Genomic DNA, 15,722 nt, shown 5'->3' with positions numbered 1-15,722 from the left:
CTCGCGCTCGCATGTCGTTGACGTGCGAAAGGCATTGGCGAGGCGATGTCATGATCCGCAAGCTGCGTTCCGGCGAGTACCGGCTGTATTCCCGCAAGGTCAATCCGAAGACCGGCAAGCGCCGCAATCTCGGCACCTTCAAGTCACGCGCGGCGGCAGAGAAGCACGAGCGCGACGTGCAGTACTTCAAGCGCCACTAAGCGTGTGTGCTAGGGCGCAGGGCAGGCTGCGCCGGTCTTGACCCATGCCTCGACCAGCGCGCCGGCCTCTGCCTGCGTGCCGGGCGCCGGCGAGCGGCCGAAGCCGGGATGCCAGGCCCAGCCGACCAGCGTGTCCTTGCCGATGTGCTCGATCAGATCCTCGACCTTGCGGCCGCCATTGCGCGCGGGGTCGCGAATTTGCTCGCAGATCTCGCCGACGGTCTTGCCGGCCCACGCCATCTCGCGCGGCGCGAGGTGCCATTCCGGGTGACCCGGCACGCGACCGGGATCGAAATTGGCGTGCTGGTGACAGATCGAACAGCGCATCGCGTTGGTGCCATGGCCATCGGCGCCGCGCGTGACCGGTGGCTGGTGCATGCGGCTGATGTCGCCCTGCCGCGGGCTGTCGCCGGCGGGGTGGCAATTGGTGCAGCGCGGATGCGTCAAGACCTTGCCGAGCTCGGTGAAGATCGCCGCCGAGCGCTGTTCGACATTCTCTATACCGGCAAAGCTTTCCGGCGAGGCGAGGGCGTGGCTGGCGCTCTCCGACGCCGCATAGCCGGCACACAGGCTGGTCGCGAGTGCCGTCAGCACTGCAATGATCCGAAACCGCGTTTCCGACGTCATCGCGCGCGGGCTCACTTGTTGGCGGTCAGATAGCGTTTGGCATCGGCGAGGATCACGTCGCGTACCGCCTGATGATATTTGATGTAGCCGGTGCAGCGGCACAGATGGCCATCGAGCGCGTCGGCAATGACGGTTTCGAGTTGATCCCGCGCCACTGGCTCTCTTGCCAGCAGTTCGAGCAGCACCTGACCCTCGTTGAGGAAGCCGGCCGTGCAGTAGCCGCACTGGAACGCGAAATGGTCGATGAAGGCGCGCTGCAACGCGGAGAGCTCGCCGTCCTTGGCGTGGCCCTCGACGGTGCGGATCGCCTTGCCGTCGAAATTCGCCGCCGGCACCACGCAGGTCGGGGTGGTGTAGCTCGTGCCGTCGGGGTTATCGATGATGACGGCGCAGCTCAGGCATTGCGCGGCGCCGCAGCCGAATTTGGTTCCGGTCATGCCGAGCATTTCCCGCAGGAAATCGTTCATCGAGAGGTCGTCGCGGACCTCGATCGGGCCGTGCTTCCGGCCGTTGATGGTGAGGTTGAGCGTCGTCACGCAAGCGCTCCCTTGAGCAGGCTCGTTGTCACCGGCAATGAGCGGAAGCGATGGCCGGTGGCATCGTTGATGGCGTTGAGCAGCGCCGGCACGATCGGGATCATCACCACCTCGGCCATGCCCTTGGGCGGTTCGTCCGGCGTCAGCGGCGGCAGCATCTCGATTTCGAGATCGTGCAGTGGCAGATCGGAGCCGCGCGCGATCAGGTATTGGCCGAGATTCCACTGCCCGTTGCCGGGCCCGCCTTCGAACGGCGGCAGGGTTTCGAGCAGCGCGTAGCTGATCCCCATGGCAAAACCGCCATGCGACTGGCCGAGCACCACTTCGGGCACCAGCGCCTGTCCGCATTCGAGCACGCTGTAGGCCTTGGCGATGCGCAGGATGCCGGTCGCGCGCTCGATCTCGACGCGGACCAGCGTGCCGCACATCGAGGTATAGGCAGTGCCGATCCGGTTGTTGTCGGTCGGCGGAAACTTGACGCTGACGCGATCGATCCGCTCGAACCTGCCGCGGCCGCGGCGGATCGCCAGCGCATCGATCTCGGCGCGGTACTGCTCGCCGAACAGCGGGAAGCGCGCGCGCGACCAGGCCCAGCGCGAGAAGCTGTGCGCCACCGCGCCGGTGACGAAGCCGCGCGCATGCGCGGTCGCGGCAAGCTTCGGCAGCGGCAGCGGCGCGAGATCATCGAGCACGAGCTGGCCATCGTTCCAACGCGCACTGTCCCATTGCCGGGCGCGCGGATCGGCCTTGCCGATCTGCCAGAGCTCCAGCGCGGCCGGCCACAGACCGTAGCGGAAGATGACGCGGGCGGCCTCGGCCGAGGAATGCGTGCCGACATGCGCGCCGATCGAGGCGCTGGTGGCCGAGCTGATCGCGGGCACCCAGCGCGGCTTCTTCTCGGCGAGATCCTGGGTCTTCTGATCCATCGTGTAGGGATCGCCCGAGGTGACGAGCCCGAGCGCGTCGTAGCTGTCGACCCGAGAGACGGCGACCTCGTCGGCGATGGCGCCGAGATGGCCGGCAACGCGGTTGGCAAGCGCCGTGCCGATGCCGTTGCCCATCTCGACGTGATCGCAGAAGATCGCGATCCGCCCCTCAGGATCGATCTCGACCCGGCCGAGCGAGCAATCCGCGCCTGCGCCGTAATCCTTGGTGACGCAGGCGACGCCGGTGCCGACCAACCGTCCTTCCGGTGCTTTCTGCTTGAAGTCGGCGCGCTGCCGCCAGATCGGATGCGTCTCGAGCTTGTCGAGGATTTCGGGCGTGCGCACCGACACGATGTAGGGATTGCCGGTCATGGTCCGGCCGTTCTGCTTCAGCGCATTGTTGCGGCGGAACGCGATCGGGTCGGCCTTGAGCTCGCTCGCCGCCTCGTCGATCAGCACTTCCAGCGCGGTCATGGTCTGCAGCGTGCCGTAGCCGCGCATTGAGCCTGCGGTGACGCCGCGCGAATGCAGCGCCACGGTGGTGACGTCGACCTTCGGGACGTCGTAGATGCCGATCGCCGCGGTGGCGGCGACGGTCGCGACGTTGGCGGAGAAGTTGGCGAGCCCGCCGCCGTCGAGCACATGATCGGCTGCGAATGCGGTGATCTTGCCGCTGGCACGATCAATGCCGATCCGCGAGCGCATCTTGATCGGGTGGCGTTTGATGCCGCCCTGGAATTGCTGGTAGCGATCGTGCGCCAGCCGCACCGGCTGTCCCGGGAAGAACATCGCCGCCAGCGCCACGTAAAGCACGAACGGGGTGTGATCGCGGCCGCCGAAGCCGCCGCCGATATGAGCGAACTGCGCGTTGATGTGCGAGGGGCGGAAGGGTGGGCGGGCCTTGCCGAGCAGATGCGCGATCGACTCGGTCGCCTCATAGGGCGACTGCACGCCGAGCACCAGTTCGAGATTGCCGCTGTTGTCGCTGTACCAGGCGAGCCCGCTCTCGGGTTCGAGGAACATCGGATCGACCGACTGGGTCTCGAACTCGCGATCGAGCACGAGCTGTGACGGATCGTCCTTGGCGAGCTGGGCGCGGATCGCTTCGCCATGGATCGCGGCCTTGGCGTAGTCGGCCTTGGTCTCCTTGGCGAGCGGCAGCCAGACCGGCAGCGCCGCGTTCTGGATGCGGCTCGGCGAGACCCAGCCGGCCTGGATCGGCGAATAGACGTCGGACGCCTCTGGCGTGGCGCCGGCGACGCGCGTGAAGCGATAGGCGCCGTAGTTCGGCAGGATCACCGGGCCGGTCTCGTCGCCGAACTTGACGAAGCCGACCTCGCGCAGCGCGAGGCGTGCACGGTCGAAGGCGTCGAACTGCTCGAAGATCAGCAGTGCGACCGGCTGTCCGAGATAGAGCGGCGTCGTGCCGACCGGGCAGAACAGATCGCCGGTGTAGAACTCCGGCACCCGCGTGCCGATCCGGTCGAGATCGGCCGACGTCACGACGACCGAGGGCTTCGCCGGACCATCGAGCCGGGCGAGGTCCATGCCGGCATAGACATGCGTGGCGTCGTTGGCGCGGACCAGGATGGCGTGCGAGGTGGTCGCAGGCCAGCCCGGCATGTCGGCGGCGCGAAAGTCGGAGGCGTAGAGCTTTGCGCCGGTAACCTTGGCCACCCCGTCGACCCGGCCGGCGCCCTTGGCCGCCGGATTGAAATGGCCGCGACCGGGAAGCGTCTCGCGGGTCGCGAAGGCCGGATCCTTCGCAAGCGCCAGATGCGACAGGCTGACCGAGATGCCGCCTGCCGACAACCACTTCACGAAGTCGCGTCGCGAGGGCCGCATGGTCTGATCTCTCATCAACGCTTCGGCGGCGCATCGCGCCGCAGTTTATGAATTGACAAAATACACGCTGCAGTGTTGCGGCAAAGCGAGCGCAATCGCAAGGCCGCAATAGGTCGTAGCCTTCTCACTTGTAGATCTGGCCTCACTTGAGGTCGGCGATGGTGGTCGGTCCCGGACCCGGGGTGATCAGGGTCGGCCATTGCTTGGAACCGAACGGCACCAGCGGCGGCAGGAAGGTCGTCATGCCGCGCTTCTTGGTCTCGGCGATGATCGCCTCGCGCGCATCGCCCCCCATCAGTTCGTAGTCCATCAAATGGTAGCTGCCGAAGAACAGCGCGCCCACCGAGCGATCGGCGATGATCCGGGTCAGCGACTCCAGCATGTCCGACGGCGTGGTGGTGAAGGAAATCGTCTCGATCAGCATCAGGCGGCTGTTGATGGCGTCGGGCCCGAAGAACTGCGCCAGCACGCTGAAGATCACGTTGTTCTGCCGCGCGACGTAGATCGTGTTGCTCGCGCCATAGGTCTTGTCCCAGTCGGCGCCGAGCTCGGTCTTCCAGTCGGCCATGACGGTCATCCAGTGCGCGACCTGGGTATGCGCGGCCCAGGCGACGTTCCTGGCGAGCAGCGGCGCCTGCTTCTTGCCGAATGCCTCGAGTGTCGCGAAGGGGATCGCGCCGGCGGTGAGGCATTCATCCATGAAGGCGATGTTGTTCTTGAGGATGGCGCGGTTGTTGTCGCGCCAATCCGCCTGCATCGCCGTCGCATCGAGCCCGTCGAGCGCCGACTGCATCCGGCTGCGATAGGCCTGCATCGACCCGCGCCACGCCTTGTCGTCGGGATTGTCGACATAGGGGCCGACCACCTCGGCCAGCGCCATCGTGCTGTGGCCGACCGACTTGAGCAGCTGATAGACGACCGGCACCTGCGGCGCCTCGGTCGGCGGCTTGCCCGGCCGGTACAGGATCAGGCGGCCGCCGGCGCCGGAGAACAGGCCGAGGATGACCGGATGCTTGTCGAGGATGTTCTTCTGGAAGATCCGCGCCGCATCGCCATAGAGCTCGAACATGCCGGTGTTGAGCGCAAGCACGTCCTTGGTCGCAACATCGGCTGGCGTGGACGTAGTCTTGCCCGAGATCGGCGCCATGTAGTCGGGCAGCGACTGGGCCAGCGCCGCGCCGCCGCTGCCGAGCAGCAGTGCCAGCGCAGCGACGACCAAACGGAAACGATGGGTCATGTTGTGCTCCTCGCAACCTCCGACCCACGCCGAAGCCCGGGATGCGGCCTCTCGACGCTGGCGGGATGCGCAATTCTTTTGACGCAAATGAACAGGGAGGGTCGGTCCCGCATGACGCAACACGACGAGGGCGGGTGCTTACAGCTAAGCGACGAATCGGCGGGTGTCCACACCCGCAGACTACCACCCGGGTGCTTGCGTCATAACGTCATTCGACGCCGGATTCGGTGGAGCTTTCTCATTCAGGGAATCAATCGCATCGACCGGCTTGTCGATGGCCTCAATCCTTGATCAGGAGCACGCCGCCGATGATCAGCGCGATGCCGGCCAGTCGTGAAATCGATACCGGATGCTGCGACAGCCCGAACACGCCGAAATGATCCATCGCGATGCCCGCGGTCATCTGACCCGCGACCACCAGCGCCAGCAAAGTCGCGGCGCCGAGCGAGGGCAGCAGCAGGATCATCAGCAAGATGAAGACGCCGCCGAGGATGCCGCCGCTCCAGGCCCACCACGGCACAGCCGAGACCAGCTTCCAGGACGGCACCGGCTCCCGCGTCGCGATCAGCACGACAGCCATCGTCACGAACCCGCCGAGATAGCTGACGAGCCCGGCCCAGGCCGGCGAGTTCAGGGCGGACCGGAGGTTGCCGTTCAGGACCTGTTGAACAGCCACGGCGATGCCGGCGCCGAGCGCGAGCAGATAGAGAAACCAGACTTGCATGTGACGCCCCAAAACCGGCCGCTGAAGAGCTTCATGTCATATTCCATTGGCAACGCTCGTGGCATGCATGGAGCACGGCGCGAAACCCCAAGGAATGGGCTTCCACCCACGTCCCAGATCGAATAAGAGGCCGCAAACCCTCAGTTCCCAGTATGAGAGCATGATCCGCCTCGATAACGTCTCCAAGCAAGTCGGCCACCAGATCCTCTTCATCGAAGCCTCCGCGGCGCTCCAGAAGGGCGAGAAGATCGGCCTTGTCGGCCCGAACGGCGCCGGCAAGACCACGCTGTTCCGGATGATCTCGGGCCGGGAAATCCCCGATGAAGGCCAGGTCTCGCTCGATCGCGGCATCTCGATCGGCTATTTCAGCCAGGATGTCGGCGAAATGTCCGGCCGCAGCGCAGTCGCCGAGGTGATGGATGGGGCGGGACCCGTCAGCGTCGTGGCAGCCGAGCTTCGGGAACTCGAGGCCGCGATGGCCGACCCCGACAAGGCCGATGAGATGGACGACATCATCGCGCGCTATGGCGAGGTGCAGCATCAGTTCGAGGAGCTCGACGGCTACGCGCTCGACGGCCGTGCGCGCGAGGCGCTCTCCGGTCTCGGCTTCAGCCAGGAGATGATGGACGACGACGTCGGCAAGCTCTCCGGCGGCTGGAAGATGCGCGTCGCGCTGGCGCGTATTCTGCTGATGCGTCCCGACGTCATGCTGCTCGACGAGCCGAGCAACCATCTCGATCTTGAAAGCCTGATCTGGCTGGAGCAGTTCCTGAAGGGCTATGAGGGCGCGCTGCTGATGACCTCGCATGACCGCGAGTTCATCAACCGCATCATCAACAAGGTGGTCGAGATCGACGGCGGCCAGCTCACCACCTATTCCGGCAATTACGAGTTCTACGAGCAGCAGCGTGCGCTCTCCGACAAGCAGCAGCAGGCGCAGTTCGAGCGGCAGCAGGCGATGCTCGCCAAGGAGATCAAGTTCATCGAGCGCTTCAAGGCGCGCGCCTCGCACGCAGCTCAAGTGCAGAGCCGGGTCAAGAAGCTCGACAAGATCGAGCGGGTCGAGCCGCCGCGGCGGCGGCAGACCGTCGCGTTCGAATTCCAGCCCGCGCCGCGCTCCGGCGAGGACGTCGTCAGCCTGAAGAATGTCCACAAGGCCTACGGCAGCAAGCGCATCTATGACGGGTTCGACTTCATGATCCGCCGCCGGGAGCGCTGGTGCGTGATGGGCATCAACGGCGCCGGCAAGTCGACGCTGCTGAAGCTGGTCGCCGGTTCAACCGAGCCCGACGACGGCGCGGTCGCGGTCGGCGGCAGCGTCAAGATGGGCTATTTCGCCCAGCACGCGATGGACCTGCTCGACGGCGAGCGCACCGTGTTCCAGTCGCTGGAGGACGCATTTCCGCAAGCCGGGCAGGGCTCCTTGCGCTCGCTCGCCGGCTGCTTCGGCTTCTCGGGTGACGATGTCGAGAAGAAGTGTCGGGTGCTCTCGGGCGGCGAGAAGGCGCGGCTCGTCATGGCCAAGATGCTGTTCGATCCGCCAAACTTCCTGGTACTCGACGAGCCGACCAACCATCTCGATCTCGCCACCAAGGAGATGCTGATATCAGCGCTCTCCGAGTTCGAGGGCACGATGCTGTTCGTGTCCCATGACCGGCACTTCCTCGCCGCGCTCTCCAACCGCGTGCTCGAGCTGACGCCGGAAGGTATCCATCAGTTTGGCGGCGGCTATACCGAATACGTCGCACGAACCGGACAGGAAGCGCCGGGGTTGCGGAGTTAGCTCACGCTCTCCACCGTGCGCAGAACGCCTCGACGTCGCCGGACTGGAATTCCGGTAGCCGCTCCCAGATGGTCTCGGCCGGCCAATTCCACCAAGCGATCTGCGACAGCTCGGCCGCGATCTTGCGGTTGAACCGCTCCTTGATCGGCCGGGCCGGCACGCCGCCAACGATGGTGTAGGGGGCGACATCGCGCGAGACCACCGCGCCGGCCGCAAGCACCGCACCGTCTCCGACGGTGACGCCGGGCAGCACGATCACGCCATGGCCGATCCAGACGTCGTTGCCGATCACGACGCGGTCCGCGCGCCGATCGCTGAAGAAGCCATGATCGCGCTCGGCGGAGGCCGAGTAGTATTCAGGGCAGTAGGTGAAGCGATGCTGCGAGGGGCGCTCGACCGGGTGATTGGGCGCGCCGATCCTAACCTGCGCCGCGATCGCGCAGAACCGGCCGATCTGGGCGTCGGCGACCATGCAGCCGCTGCCGAGGTAGGAGTAATCGCCGAGCTCGGTGTATTCGATCGCGGTGTCGCCGAGGACTTCGCAGCAACGGCCGACCTTGACCTCTCGCAGCTTGACCGTCGGCTCGATGACGGTTTCGGCAAGCTTGGGGCGGGAAGGCTTCGGTTCGGTCATAAGGTTTGTCCTCGATGCGGCGAGCGGCGGCTTCAGTCGCACGATTTCTATGACGGCGAGATGACAGGAGACGCCGGATCTACCGGCCGGTGAGGCGGGCGATGGTCTCGATCTCGTTGGTCCAGATGCCGCCGGAATAGTTCTCGGGCAGGCGCCGGAATAGCTCGGCATCGTCGACCCCGGTCGAGAATTCGCCGCCCTGATAGGGGCCGAGCACGAACACCACGCTGTTTGCCGCCGCCGTGCGGTTGAGGAAACGGTCCGGCCATCCCCACAGCCACGGCGCGTAGTTGATCGGCACCAGCACGATGGCATTGCGGCAGGCATCCGGCACGATGCCGGTCCAGCCATAGCCGAGATAGCGAACGAGGCAGCTCTTGATGGCTGCGCGCGAGATCGTCCGCGTCCCCGGCGCAAGGCGCCGGATCGCCTCGATCGGATCGTCGCCGCCATAGACCATGATCAGCTCGCGTCGCTCGGCGGGAAGCCGATTCAAGACCGCCGCGAGCTTCTCGCCCTCGGAGGGATCGCGGCTCTTGACGTTGATCAGGAACCGGCGATCCGGAAAGGTCGTGAGCACCTCGTCCAGCGATGGCATCAAGCCGATGCCCTTGCCGCGGAATGGAAAGGTCTTGCCGCCATCGGCGGTGTAGCCATAGCCGATATCGAGCATCTTCAGCCGTGCCATCGGCTGTTCGCGGGTGACGCCCTGGCCGTCGGTCCGGCAATCGACCGTCCAGTCGTGAAACACCGCGAATTCGCCGTCGGTCGTCGGATGGACGTCGAGCTCGACGATATCGGCGCCGCGATCGAAGCTCGCCTGCATCGAGCGGATCGTGTTCTCGAGATAGTCATGGCTTGGCGGCAGCATGCGCGCCGCGGTGCAGGTGTCGTTCCTGAGGTCGCGCTCGTCGAAGCGTTGCGCCATGCCGCGATGGGCGAGGAGCACCGGCTTGCCGCCGGCGTGGGTTGCGAGAAGGCTGGAGTTGTTGAGGTAGATGCCGGCGGTGATGGCAACGATCGCCGCTGCCGCGTACTTCAATTTCCTGCCCAAGCGACTCGTTTCCCTGCTGGATGGTTGCTCCGGGTAGGAGGCGTTTCTGGTCGATTTGCGGCGGCCTAATCCTTCAAGCCGTCGACTGCGGCAATCGACCTCACCATCGCATCCCTGAGCGCCGCGCTGAGAAGTCGTGGGTCGCACCGGGATGGACCACGACGTCGATCTTGCTGCCGGCAGCGATCGAGCGGCGGGCGACGTCCTGGCACCGTTCTGGCGATACTTCCTCGTCGTCTATCACGGCGAGCGGGTAAGGCGATGGTGGTTCGCAGTTTGCTGCTGCGGCCTGGTTCTTGAACTCGTCGACAACGGCAATCGCCTTGCTGAGCAAGTCCGCGCGTAGAATCAAGGCGCTAACCGGGTCGAGAAATATACACTGCAGATTGTTGCGCATGCTTGCGTTTCAGGCCTCGATAGGTTCTAAGCCCGGTGACTTCATGACCGTTGGCATGAACAAGAAGCGCGCTGCGTGGCTTTACCACATTCTGGACAGAGTTACATCGTAGCTCGCGCGCCCCCCGAATTCAGAGGATTTCAGCATGGCCAAGATGACGAAGAATCAATTGATCGACGCGATTGCCGAGGGCACGCAGATATCGAAGAACGACGTGAGGACCGTCATCGAGCATATGGCGACTGTTGGCTACAAGGAGCTGAACGAATCCGGTGAGTTCGTCATTCCTGGCTTTGTGAAAATGTCTGTCGTGCATAAGCCTGCCACGGAAGCTCGCAGTGGTGTAAATCCTTTCACGAAAGAGCCGATGGAATTTGCAGCGAAGCCGGCCAGCAAGTCGGTCAAGGCGTCACCTCTCAAGGTCGCCAAGGACGCTGTTTAAAGACTACGGTTTGCGGCAAGCCACGCGCGCAAGCAATGCAACGGCGCATGGCCTGCCGCGCTGTGTCCGGCTTGTCTGGCCCAGCATCGCCCGCTACGCTTCTCAAAAAAGCGGGAGCGAAGCGGCATGAAGCAGATCAGGATCGGCGACATCACGATCGACGCTGTGATCGAGCGCGAGGGGCCGTGGCGGCGGCCGCAGGATTTCTTCCCGACCTATGACGACGATGTGTTCAAGCATCATCTGAAGACGATGGAGCCGGAGGTCTTCGATGCCGCGCGCGGCATGATGTTGATCACCTATCAGACCTTCGTGGTGCGGACGCCGCGCTACACCATCCTGGTCGACACCTGCACCGGCGAGGACAAGGGACACCCGCCGCCGTTCGATTTCCCGGGCAAGGAGCGCTGGCGCAACGAGCTGTTCGCGCTCGGCATCTCCTATGAGCAGATCGACTACGTGTTCTGCACCCATCTGCATATCGATCACACCGGCTGGAACACCACGCTGCGCGACGGGCGCTGGGTGCCGACCTTCCCGAATGCGAAATACGTCTTCCACAAAGGCGAGTATGCCGCCTGGGAGGCCGAGAACGCCAAGGGCGCCAACCCGCCCGGCACGGTGTTTCGCGACAATTGCCTGCCGATCGTCGAAGCCGGGCAGGCGCTCCTGGTCGACGACGACTATGCGCTCGACGACACCGTCACGCTGACGCCGACGCCAGGCCATTCGCCCTGCCATTGCTGCGTCAACGTCTTCTCGAAGGGGCAGCGCGCGGTGGTCGCCGGCGATCTGATGCATCACGCGATCCAGTGCCGCGAGCCGGAGTGGTCGGCCAAGCCGGATTGGGACCCGAAGCAATCGGCGGTCTCGCGGCGAAAGTTCTTTGCCTCGGTTGCGGGGACCGACACGCTGATCCTGCCGATCCATTTTCCGGCCCCCACGGTCGGCCTGATCAAGGCGGACGGCGACCGCTTCGACTATCGCTTCAAGCGCGAGTAGGCGGCGCGGGCGTTCGGGCAATGTCAGCCGGAACGCGCCGTGCTGGTCCGGCGTGGAACCTGGGTCAGAAATCGCTCGAGGTCGCTGCAGAGGCGATGGGCCAGTTCCTCGTCGATCTCGAACGTCGCGACGCTGCCGGCGCACTCGATTGCGATGGTGCCGCGCAATGGTGCGGTGGAGACCGCCGATATCGCGATGCTTGTTGCTCTCTGCATGGTCATGTCGTCAACTTCCCCTCGGGCCGGTTGCCGCCGATCCTGATCTCGGAATGACGGCGCGTCCCTTTCGCTTTCGTTCTTCGATGAATCTCACGCCGATCTCGGTACCGTCGACACGAACCAGTTCGCAGCGTCGGAACGCCAGTCCACGCGAGGACAACACCAGGAAGAACTCCTGGGCCTTCAGCACATCAAGCGTTCCGTCGACCTCGAGCCGGGCACCGTTTTGCGAGACGTCGAGCAGGATGCAGCTCCGCCGCCAGGTGCCGTCGACCCCCATGAGATTGACGGGATGGCGCGTCTCAAGCTTGACGCGCTCCGCCCTGCGGTCACCATACGCCATTGCGCAACTCACACGGCCTGAACGGGTTTCGCAGCGAGCCCGGCATCGATCGCGGCGCGGATCGCGTCCCGAAACTCGGGGCGTGCGATCCTGAGCAGCCGGGCTTGCTGGCGCGGCGTGGATCGCATGAGGAGGTCGGCAAGAACGCGGTGAGGCAGGTCCTTGCGCGAGACCAGCGCAGCTGCGATGTCCCCGTCGCGCTCGGCGGCATCGACCATCATGGCAAGGCCTGCGCTGGTCATGTCGGCGCCGGGATTGCGCGCGAGCGCGCGAAGCACATTGCTGTCGCCGCGCATCAGCAGAATGTCCGTGAGCTCCTGGTCGACGGCCTTACGTCCAGCGATCGCGCAGAGATGTCCCTCGGCCCGCATCCAGGCAATGTCGATCAGATCGGCGTCCGGAATGCAGGCGCAGTTTCGCAGGATCGGCGCGGCGACATCGGCATCGTCATGGTTGGCGAGGCGACGGGCGAGTTCCCGCGGCACCAGGTGCAAGTCGGCGAGCGAGCGGCTGAGCGTGGTCAGGGCGCGCAACTCGACGCTCTCAGTCAGACGGATCAGGATGTCGTCGAACAGCTTGACGTGGTGTTCGCTAAGGCGGTGAGCGTCGTCGAGAAACAGCCCGGCCACCTCCTGCAGCATGCGCGTGCGGAGGTCTGGCGAACCGGCCTTCAAGACATGGTCGAGCTTGGCAATAAGATCGGGCGAGGCAATGGCTGTCATTGCGGTCCCTAAAATGTTCCGCGACGGGGAACAGCATCGTTCCCAACGTCAATCTGCTCCCCGAATCTTTAATAGGGGTATAGAAATCGGTGTGGAGGCTGATCCCAACGGTGGATATCCAGGCAAACACTATCGAAATTCGGCAGCGGCGCTATTTTGCCAGATTGTCCGGTTCGACGAGCGGACCGCATTTTTCCTGATTGAGCTCATTGGGCGATTTGTATTTTGTGCACGGAATTTATCAATGCGGCCGGCGCGCTGTGCGCGGCGCCGCGTGCAAATTTTAGAAGCCATTTCACAGGAGCAGTCATTTGACGGCGCCATTGCTGGTGCCGAGAGTCTTTCGTTTTGACGATGTTGATGCATTCCGGAGTTCGATCCGAGATCTGGATGTTGATTTCACGCCACTTGCGCGGAAGATTTCGGCCGAGCAGATCATCCTGAGTTTGCCAGGATGCGAGCTCAACTACACGCAATCGTTCCCGCGGATCGTCGACGCGCAGCTTGCGCGGCAGACCACCGCGGTCGGCTTCACGATGGATGACGGCGTTCCGATGCGGTTCAACGGCGTCGAGCGCGATCGTGCGGTGATCGTGCTTGGCGGCGGCGGCGCGTTCTACACCTCCGTGGAGCAGACGCCCCGCCAATATGTCTCGATGATGTTCACGCCCGAGATTGTCGACCGCGGCTGGCCGAGCGCCGGGCTCCATTTCAGCATTCACGAGATTTCTCAACGCGCGCAGGATCGGTTGCGCGAAGTGGTGAGGCAGGTTCTGCTCGTCACGTCGGATCAGGTCACGATTGCGGAGTTCGCCACGGGGGCGTCGATCAAGGAGACGCTGCTCGCCGCAATCGACAACGCGTTCGCCGAGATCGTGCCGGCCAAGTGGGCGACGCGGGCCAACACGACGCGCCAGTTCAAGGTCTTCAACGATGCGCGCGCCATCCTGGCCGGCGACGTGGCTCACCCGATCTACAGCGGCGAACTCGCCAGGCAGATCGGCGTGTCGGTGCGCACGCTGCACGACGCGATCCAGCGCTACCGGGGCGTCAGCCTGCATCGCTACCTGCGGCTGCGCCGGCTCTGGCTGGTCCGCCAGCAACTGCGCGCCGGTGCGCCCAGCGTCAAGGCCTGTGCGCTGGCCTACGGGTTCTGGCACCTGAGTGATTTTTCGCGGAGCTACCGGTCGCAGTTCGGGGAAGCGCCATCGGAGACGCTGGCGGCCTCGCGCCGTGCCGGCGTCGGGCCCGCCGATCCGTCTGGCGGCAGACACGATTCGTAACAGTTCGCCTGAACGAAATGTTAACGGCCGCCGAGGAATCTATTGGTACGATTCCACCAGAGGCGGCCTGATGCATCCCCGACGATTTGCGCGTGTTCGTCCGACAGGATGTGTATCCAGCGTGGTCAAGCTCCAGCTCGAACCGAAGGCGCCGCTGATCGAATGCCGGCTGGTGGACTATTCCGCCGGCGGGGCCTGCCTGGAATTCTCCAAGCCGGTCCAGTTGCCCGAGCGTTTCGAGATGTTTCACGGCAATACCAAAAAGCGTTGCCGGCGGGTCTGGAGCAAGGGCGTCCGGGTCGGCGTCTCGTTCTGAGGACACCGATCAACAGCGGTTCGGGCCGCGCCCTGCGCGACCCGATCGAGTTCCGATGAAGTCTGTCCCGATTGAGGGGGGCCAAATAAGCGCCGGCGAGGGGCTCAGGCGCCGCTCTGGCACTTCTTCATGAACGAGTTCTTGGCCGCGCCGGCGAGCTTCTTGCCGTCGGAGCCCACCGCCTTGGTCTCGCAGGTATCCATCGTGCACTTCTTCATGAACGAGGTCTTGGCCGCGCCGGCCAGCGGCTTGCCGTCCTTGCCGACGGCTTTCGTCTCGCAGGAGGCGTCCTGTGCAAATGCCGAACCGGCGGCAAAGGTCGCGATCACGGCCGCCAAGAAAATCCGCTTCATCTGGGTTCTCCCTAAACCAAACCAGTGGCCGGATTGGATATCGGATTCTTGGCCCGATCAAGTTCCCACAGCCGAATTTGTCTATAAAATACCCGGTGAGCTACGAGAAAATTCCGCGTGCAGCGCGGAACAAAATGGGGGAAACGCGGAATGGAATTCGAGACGCTGGTACAGACACGCAAAAGCGTGCGCGGGTTCAAGAAGCAGCCGGTGTCCCGGGCGACCGTCGAGGAGATCATCGAGGTGGCCAAGCGCGCGCCGTCCTCGATGAACACCCAGCCCTGGCACGTCCATGTCCTGACCGGGGCGCCGCTGGAAGAAGTGCGCCGCCGCAACATGGAGGAGATGATCGCCGGCGCCAAGGCCAAGCGCGACATCATCAGCCATGGCGAGTACCAGGGCGTGCACCGCGGCCGTCAGGTCGACATCGCCAAGAAGCTGTTCGGCGCCATGGGCATTGCCCGCGACGACAAGCCGATGCGGCAGGATTGGGTGCTGCGCGGCTTCCGCCAGTTCGACGCTCCGGTCTCGCTGGTCCTGGCCTATGACCGGATCCTCGATCCCGGCGCGGTCTGCCATTTCGACCTCGGCGCGCTCTGCTACGGCATCGTGCTGGCAGCCTGGGACCGCGGCCTCGGCAGCGTGATCAACGGCCAGGGCATCATGCGCTCCGACATCGTGCGCGAGGTCGCCAATATCCCGGAGGACCAGGTGATCATGACCTGCGTCGCAATGGGCTATCCCGACGACGGTTTTGCCGCCAACGCGGTGCGGTCGGACCGCGAGGCCAACAGCGACTTTGTCCGCTATGTCGGCTTTGCCGAGTAGGAGGCTGCAACCAGCGCGGAGCAGCGGCAGCACCGGCGATTTGGGCACCGATCGTTGATCGCTTCCTAGCAGCCGATCACCTCGTGCTGCACGATCGTCTGCTCGACGCGCTGCCACGTTCTGCGCAATTGCGCACGCGCTGACCGCGCCGCGGGATATTGAATTCCGCGCCATGAAACCCTCGCGCGAGCGTGAGCGCGTGCGCGCGTTTCCGCTATTTGTGCCGACAAAAAATGCGCTACTGGTTTTGTG

General features: G+C 64.5%; 20 protein-coding genes. 8 read left to right on the top strand and 12 right to left on the bottom strand.

All coding sequences use genetic code 11. The features are described from left to right. Positions 1-50 precede the first annotated feature (50 nt). The gene (locus AAFG07_RS23780; RefSeq protein ID WP_016843021.1) at positions 51-200 is read left to right on the top strand and encodes a hypothetical protein; all 150 of its coding nucleotides are present in this window, start codon (positions 51-53) and stop codon (positions 198-200) included. 9 nt (positions 201-209) lie between these two features. Here AAFG07_RS23780 and AAFG07_RS23775 read toward each other — a convergent pair whose 3' ends face one another. The 5 genes from AAFG07_RS23775 to AAFG07_RS23755 all read right to left on the bottom strand — a co-directional run bounded on the left by AAFG07_RS23775 (position 210) and on the right by AAFG07_RS23755 (position 6,095). Continuing rightward, positions 210-827, bottom strand: coding sequence for an Isoquinoline 1-oxidoreductase subunit (locus tag AAFG07_RS23775; protein WP_342722303.1), 618 nt, complete (start codon positions 825-827; stop codon positions 210-212). A gap of 11 nt (positions 828-838) precedes the next feature. Next, positions 839-1,363: a (2Fe-2S)-binding protein gene (locus AAFG07_RS23770; RefSeq protein ID WP_342722302.1), complete on the bottom strand. Its 525-nt coding sequence runs from the start codon at positions 1,361-1,363 to the stop codon at positions 839-841. After that, on the bottom strand, positions 1,360-4,134 hold the full coding sequence (locus AAFG07_RS23765; RefSeq protein WP_342729226.1) for a molybdopterin cofactor-binding domain-containing protein: 2,775 nt from the start codon (positions 4,132-4,134) through the stop codon (positions 1,360-1,362). The genes AAFG07_RS23770 and AAFG07_RS23765 overlap by 4 nt, the downstream gene beginning before the upstream one ends. Positions 4,135-4,276: 142 nt before the next feature. Next, entirely contained in the window at positions 4,277-5,371 is a 1,095-nt protein-coding gene (locus tag AAFG07_RS23760) for a hypothetical protein (protein ID WP_342722301.1), read from the bottom strand. A 280-nt stretch (positions 5,372-5,651) separates the two neighbouring features. Beyond that, positions 5,652-6,095: a DMT family transporter gene (locus AAFG07_RS23755; protein WP_342722300.1), complete on the bottom strand. Its 444-nt coding sequence runs from the start codon at positions 6,093-6,095 to the stop codon at positions 5,652-5,654. 160 nt (positions 6,096-6,255) lie between these two features. On the opposite strand from AAFG07_RS23755, the gene AAFG07_RS23750 reads away from it, so the two are divergent. Then, positions 6,256-7,878, top strand: a complete 1,623-nt coding sequence (locus tag AAFG07_RS23750) for an ABC-F family ATP-binding cassette domain-containing protein (RefSeq protein ID WP_342722299.1) — start codon at positions 6,256-6,258, stop codon at positions 7,876-7,878. Between the two features lies 1 nt (position 7,879). Here AAFG07_RS23750 and AAFG07_RS23745 read toward each other — a convergent pair whose 3' ends face one another. The 3 genes from AAFG07_RS23745 to AAFG07_RS23735 form a co-directional block, all read right to left on the bottom strand. Next, on the bottom strand, positions 7,880-8,512 hold the full coding sequence (locus tag AAFG07_RS23745; RefSeq protein ID WP_342722298.1) for a DapH/DapD/GlmU-related protein: 633 nt from the start codon (positions 8,510-8,512) through the stop codon (positions 7,880-7,882). A gap of 79 nt (positions 8,513-8,591) precedes the next feature. Next, the gene (locus AAFG07_RS23740; protein WP_342722296.1) at positions 8,592-9,566 is read right to left on the bottom strand and encodes a glycerophosphodiester phosphodiesterase family protein; all 975 of its coding nucleotides are present in this window, start codon (positions 9,564-9,566) and stop codon (positions 8,592-8,594) included. Positions 9,567-9,666: 100 nt separating this feature from the next. Then, on the bottom strand, positions 9,667-9,963 hold the full coding sequence (locus tag AAFG07_RS23735) for a hypothetical protein (protein ID WP_342722295.1): 297 nt from the start codon (positions 9,961-9,963) through the stop codon (positions 9,667-9,669). A gap of 145 nt (positions 9,964-10,108) precedes the next feature. Here AAFG07_RS23735 and AAFG07_RS23730 point away from each other — a divergent pair, with 145 nt between their 5' ends. Together AAFG07_RS23730 and AAFG07_RS23725 are read left to right on the top strand one after the other, a co-directional pair. Next, a complete protein-coding gene (locus AAFG07_RS23730; protein WP_092113589.1) occupies positions 10,109-10,405 on the top strand; it encodes an HU family DNA-binding protein in 297 nt (98 codons plus the stop codon). A gap of 126 nt (positions 10,406-10,531) precedes the next feature. After that, positions 10,532-11,407 (top strand): MBL fold metallo-hydrolase, encoded by an 876-nt coding sequence (locus AAFG07_RS23725; RefSeq protein WP_342722294.1) that lies wholly within the window; start codon positions 10,532-10,534, stop codon positions 11,405-11,407. A 23-nt stretch (positions 11,408-11,430) separates the two neighbouring features. On the opposite strand, the gene AAFG07_RS23720 is transcribed toward AAFG07_RS23725, so the two are convergent. The 3 genes from AAFG07_RS23720 to AAFG07_RS23710 are packed head-to-tail and all read right to left on the bottom strand — an operon-like array spanning position 11,431 to position 12,690. Further along, the gene (locus AAFG07_RS23720; protein ID WP_342722293.1) at positions 11,431-11,622 is read right to left on the bottom strand and encodes a hypothetical protein; all 192 of its coding nucleotides are present in this window, start codon (positions 11,620-11,622) and stop codon (positions 11,431-11,433) included. A 10-nt stretch (positions 11,623-11,632) separates the two neighbouring features. Continuing rightward, entirely contained in the window at positions 11,633-11,968 is a 336-nt protein-coding gene (locus AAFG07_RS23715) for a PilZ domain-containing protein (RefSeq protein WP_342722292.1), read from the bottom strand. 8 nt (positions 11,969-11,976) lie between these two features. After that, entirely contained in the window at positions 11,977-12,690 is a 714-nt protein-coding gene (locus AAFG07_RS23710) for a DUF2336 domain-containing protein (RefSeq protein ID WP_342722291.1), read from the bottom strand. On the opposite strand from AAFG07_RS23710, the gene AAFG07_RS23705 reads away from it, so the two are divergent. The 3 genes from AAFG07_RS23705 (at position 12,680) to AAFG07_RS23695 (ending at position 14,289) form a co-directional block, all read left to right on the top strand. Further along, positions 12,680-13,042 (top strand): hypothetical protein, encoded by a 363-nt coding sequence (locus AAFG07_RS23705; protein ID WP_342722290.1) that lies wholly within the window; start codon positions 12,680-12,682, stop codon positions 13,040-13,042. The genes AAFG07_RS23710 and AAFG07_RS23705 overlap by 11 nt on opposite strands. Positions 13,043-13,226: 184 nt before the next feature. Beyond that, entirely contained in the window at positions 13,227-13,973 is a 747-nt protein-coding gene (locus AAFG07_RS23700) for an AraC family transcriptional regulator (RefSeq protein ID WP_342722289.1), read from the top strand. Positions 13,974-14,043: 70 nt separating this feature from the next. Continuing rightward, positions 14,044-14,289, top strand: a complete 246-nt coding sequence (locus tag AAFG07_RS23695; protein ID WP_342722288.1) for a PilZ domain-containing protein — start codon at positions 14,044-14,046, stop codon at positions 14,287-14,289. Positions 14,290-14,393: 104 nt separating this feature from the next. Here AAFG07_RS23695 and AAFG07_RS23690 read toward each other — a convergent pair whose 3' ends face one another. Continuing rightward, complete coding sequence (locus AAFG07_RS23690; protein ID WP_092113602.1) at positions 14,394-14,642, bottom strand: hypothetical protein; 249 nt, start codon at positions 14,640-14,642, stop codon at positions 14,394-14,396. A gap of 150 nt (positions 14,643-14,792) precedes the next feature. On the opposite strand from AAFG07_RS23690, the gene AAFG07_RS23685 reads away from it, so the two are divergent. Beyond that, positions 14,793-15,470 carry a nitroreductase gene (locus tag AAFG07_RS23685; RefSeq protein WP_342722287.1) on the top strand — a complete coding sequence of 226 codons (678 nt, stop codon included), beginning with the start codon at positions 14,793-14,795 and terminating at the stop codon, positions 15,468-15,470. Positions 15,471-15,722 lie beyond the last annotated feature (252 nt).

This window comes from Bradyrhizobium sp. B097, assembly GCF_038957035.1.
In the GTDB taxonomy this organism is placed as follows: Bacteria; Pseudomonadota; Alphaproteobacteria; order Rhizobiales; family Xanthobacteraceae; genus Bradyrhizobium.
The sequence above is the reverse complement of the archived record's forward strand: the minus strand, read 5'-3'. Positions and strand labels throughout refer to the sequence as shown.

Coding starts and splice junctions, on each gene's coding strand:
- AAFG07_RS23705 (WP_342722290.1), top strand. CDS start 12,680: ATGGCTGTCATTGCGGTCCCTAAAATGTTCCGCGACGGGGAACAGCAT.
- AAFG07_RS23685 (WP_342722287.1), top strand. CDS start 14,793: ATGGAATTCGAGACGCTGGTACAGACACGCAAAAGCGTGCGCGGGTTC.
- AAFG07_RS23690 (WP_092113602.1), bottom strand. CDS start 14,642: ATGAAGCGGATTTTCTTGGCGGCCGTGATCGCGACCTTTGCCGCCGGT.
- AAFG07_RS23725 (WP_342722294.1), top strand. CDS start 10,532: ATGAAGCAGATCAGGATCGGCGACATCACGATCGACGCTGTGATCGAG.
- AAFG07_RS23720 (WP_342722293.1), bottom strand. CDS start 11,622: ATGCAGAGAGCAACAAGCATCGCGATATCGGCGGTCTCCACCGCACCA.
- AAFG07_RS23780 (WP_016843021.1), top strand. CDS start 51: ATGATCCGCAAGCTGCGTTCCGGCGAGTACCGGCTGTATTCCCGCAAG.
- AAFG07_RS23760 (WP_342722301.1), bottom strand. CDS start 5,371: ATGACCCATCGTTTCCGTTTGGTCGTCGCTGCGCTGGCACTGCTGCTC.
- AAFG07_RS23730 (WP_092113589.1), top strand. CDS start 10,109: ATGGCCAAGATGACGAAGAATCAATTGATCGACGCGATTGCCGAGGGC.
- AAFG07_RS23755 (WP_342722300.1), bottom strand. CDS start 6,095: ATGCAAGTCTGGTTTCTCTATCTGCTCGCGCTCGGCGCCGGCATCGCC.
- AAFG07_RS23735 (WP_342722295.1), bottom strand. CDS start 9,963: ATGCGCAACAATCTGCAGTGTATATTTCTCGACCCGGTTAGCGCCTTG.
- AAFG07_RS23775 (WP_342722303.1), bottom strand. CDS start 827: ATGACGTCGGAAACGCGGTTTCGGATCATTGCAGTGCTGACGGCACTC.
- AAFG07_RS23715 (WP_342722292.1), bottom strand. CDS start 11,968: ATGGCGTATGGTGACCGCAGGGCGGAGCGCGTCAAGCTTGAGACGCGC.
- AAFG07_RS23745 (WP_342722298.1), bottom strand. CDS start 8,512: ATGACCGAACCGAAGCCTTCCCGCCCCAAGCTTGCCGAAACCGTCATC.
- AAFG07_RS23750 (WP_342722299.1), top strand. CDS start 6,256: ATGATCCGCCTCGATAACGTCTCCAAGCAAGTCGGCCACCAGATCCTC.
- AAFG07_RS23695 (WP_342722288.1), top strand. CDS start 14,044: ATGCATCCCCGACGATTTGCGCGTGTTCGTCCGACAGGATGTGTATCC.
- AAFG07_RS23700 (WP_342722289.1), top strand. CDS start 13,227: ATGGATGACGGCGTTCCGATGCGGTTCAACGGCGTCGAGCGCGATCGT.
- AAFG07_RS23710 (WP_342722291.1), bottom strand. CDS start 12,690: ATGACAGCCATTGCCTCGCCCGATCTTATTGCCAAGCTCGACCATGTC.
- AAFG07_RS23765 (WP_342729226.1), bottom strand. CDS start 4,134: ATGCGGCCCTCGCGACGCGACTTCGTGAAGTGGTTGTCGGCAGGCGGC.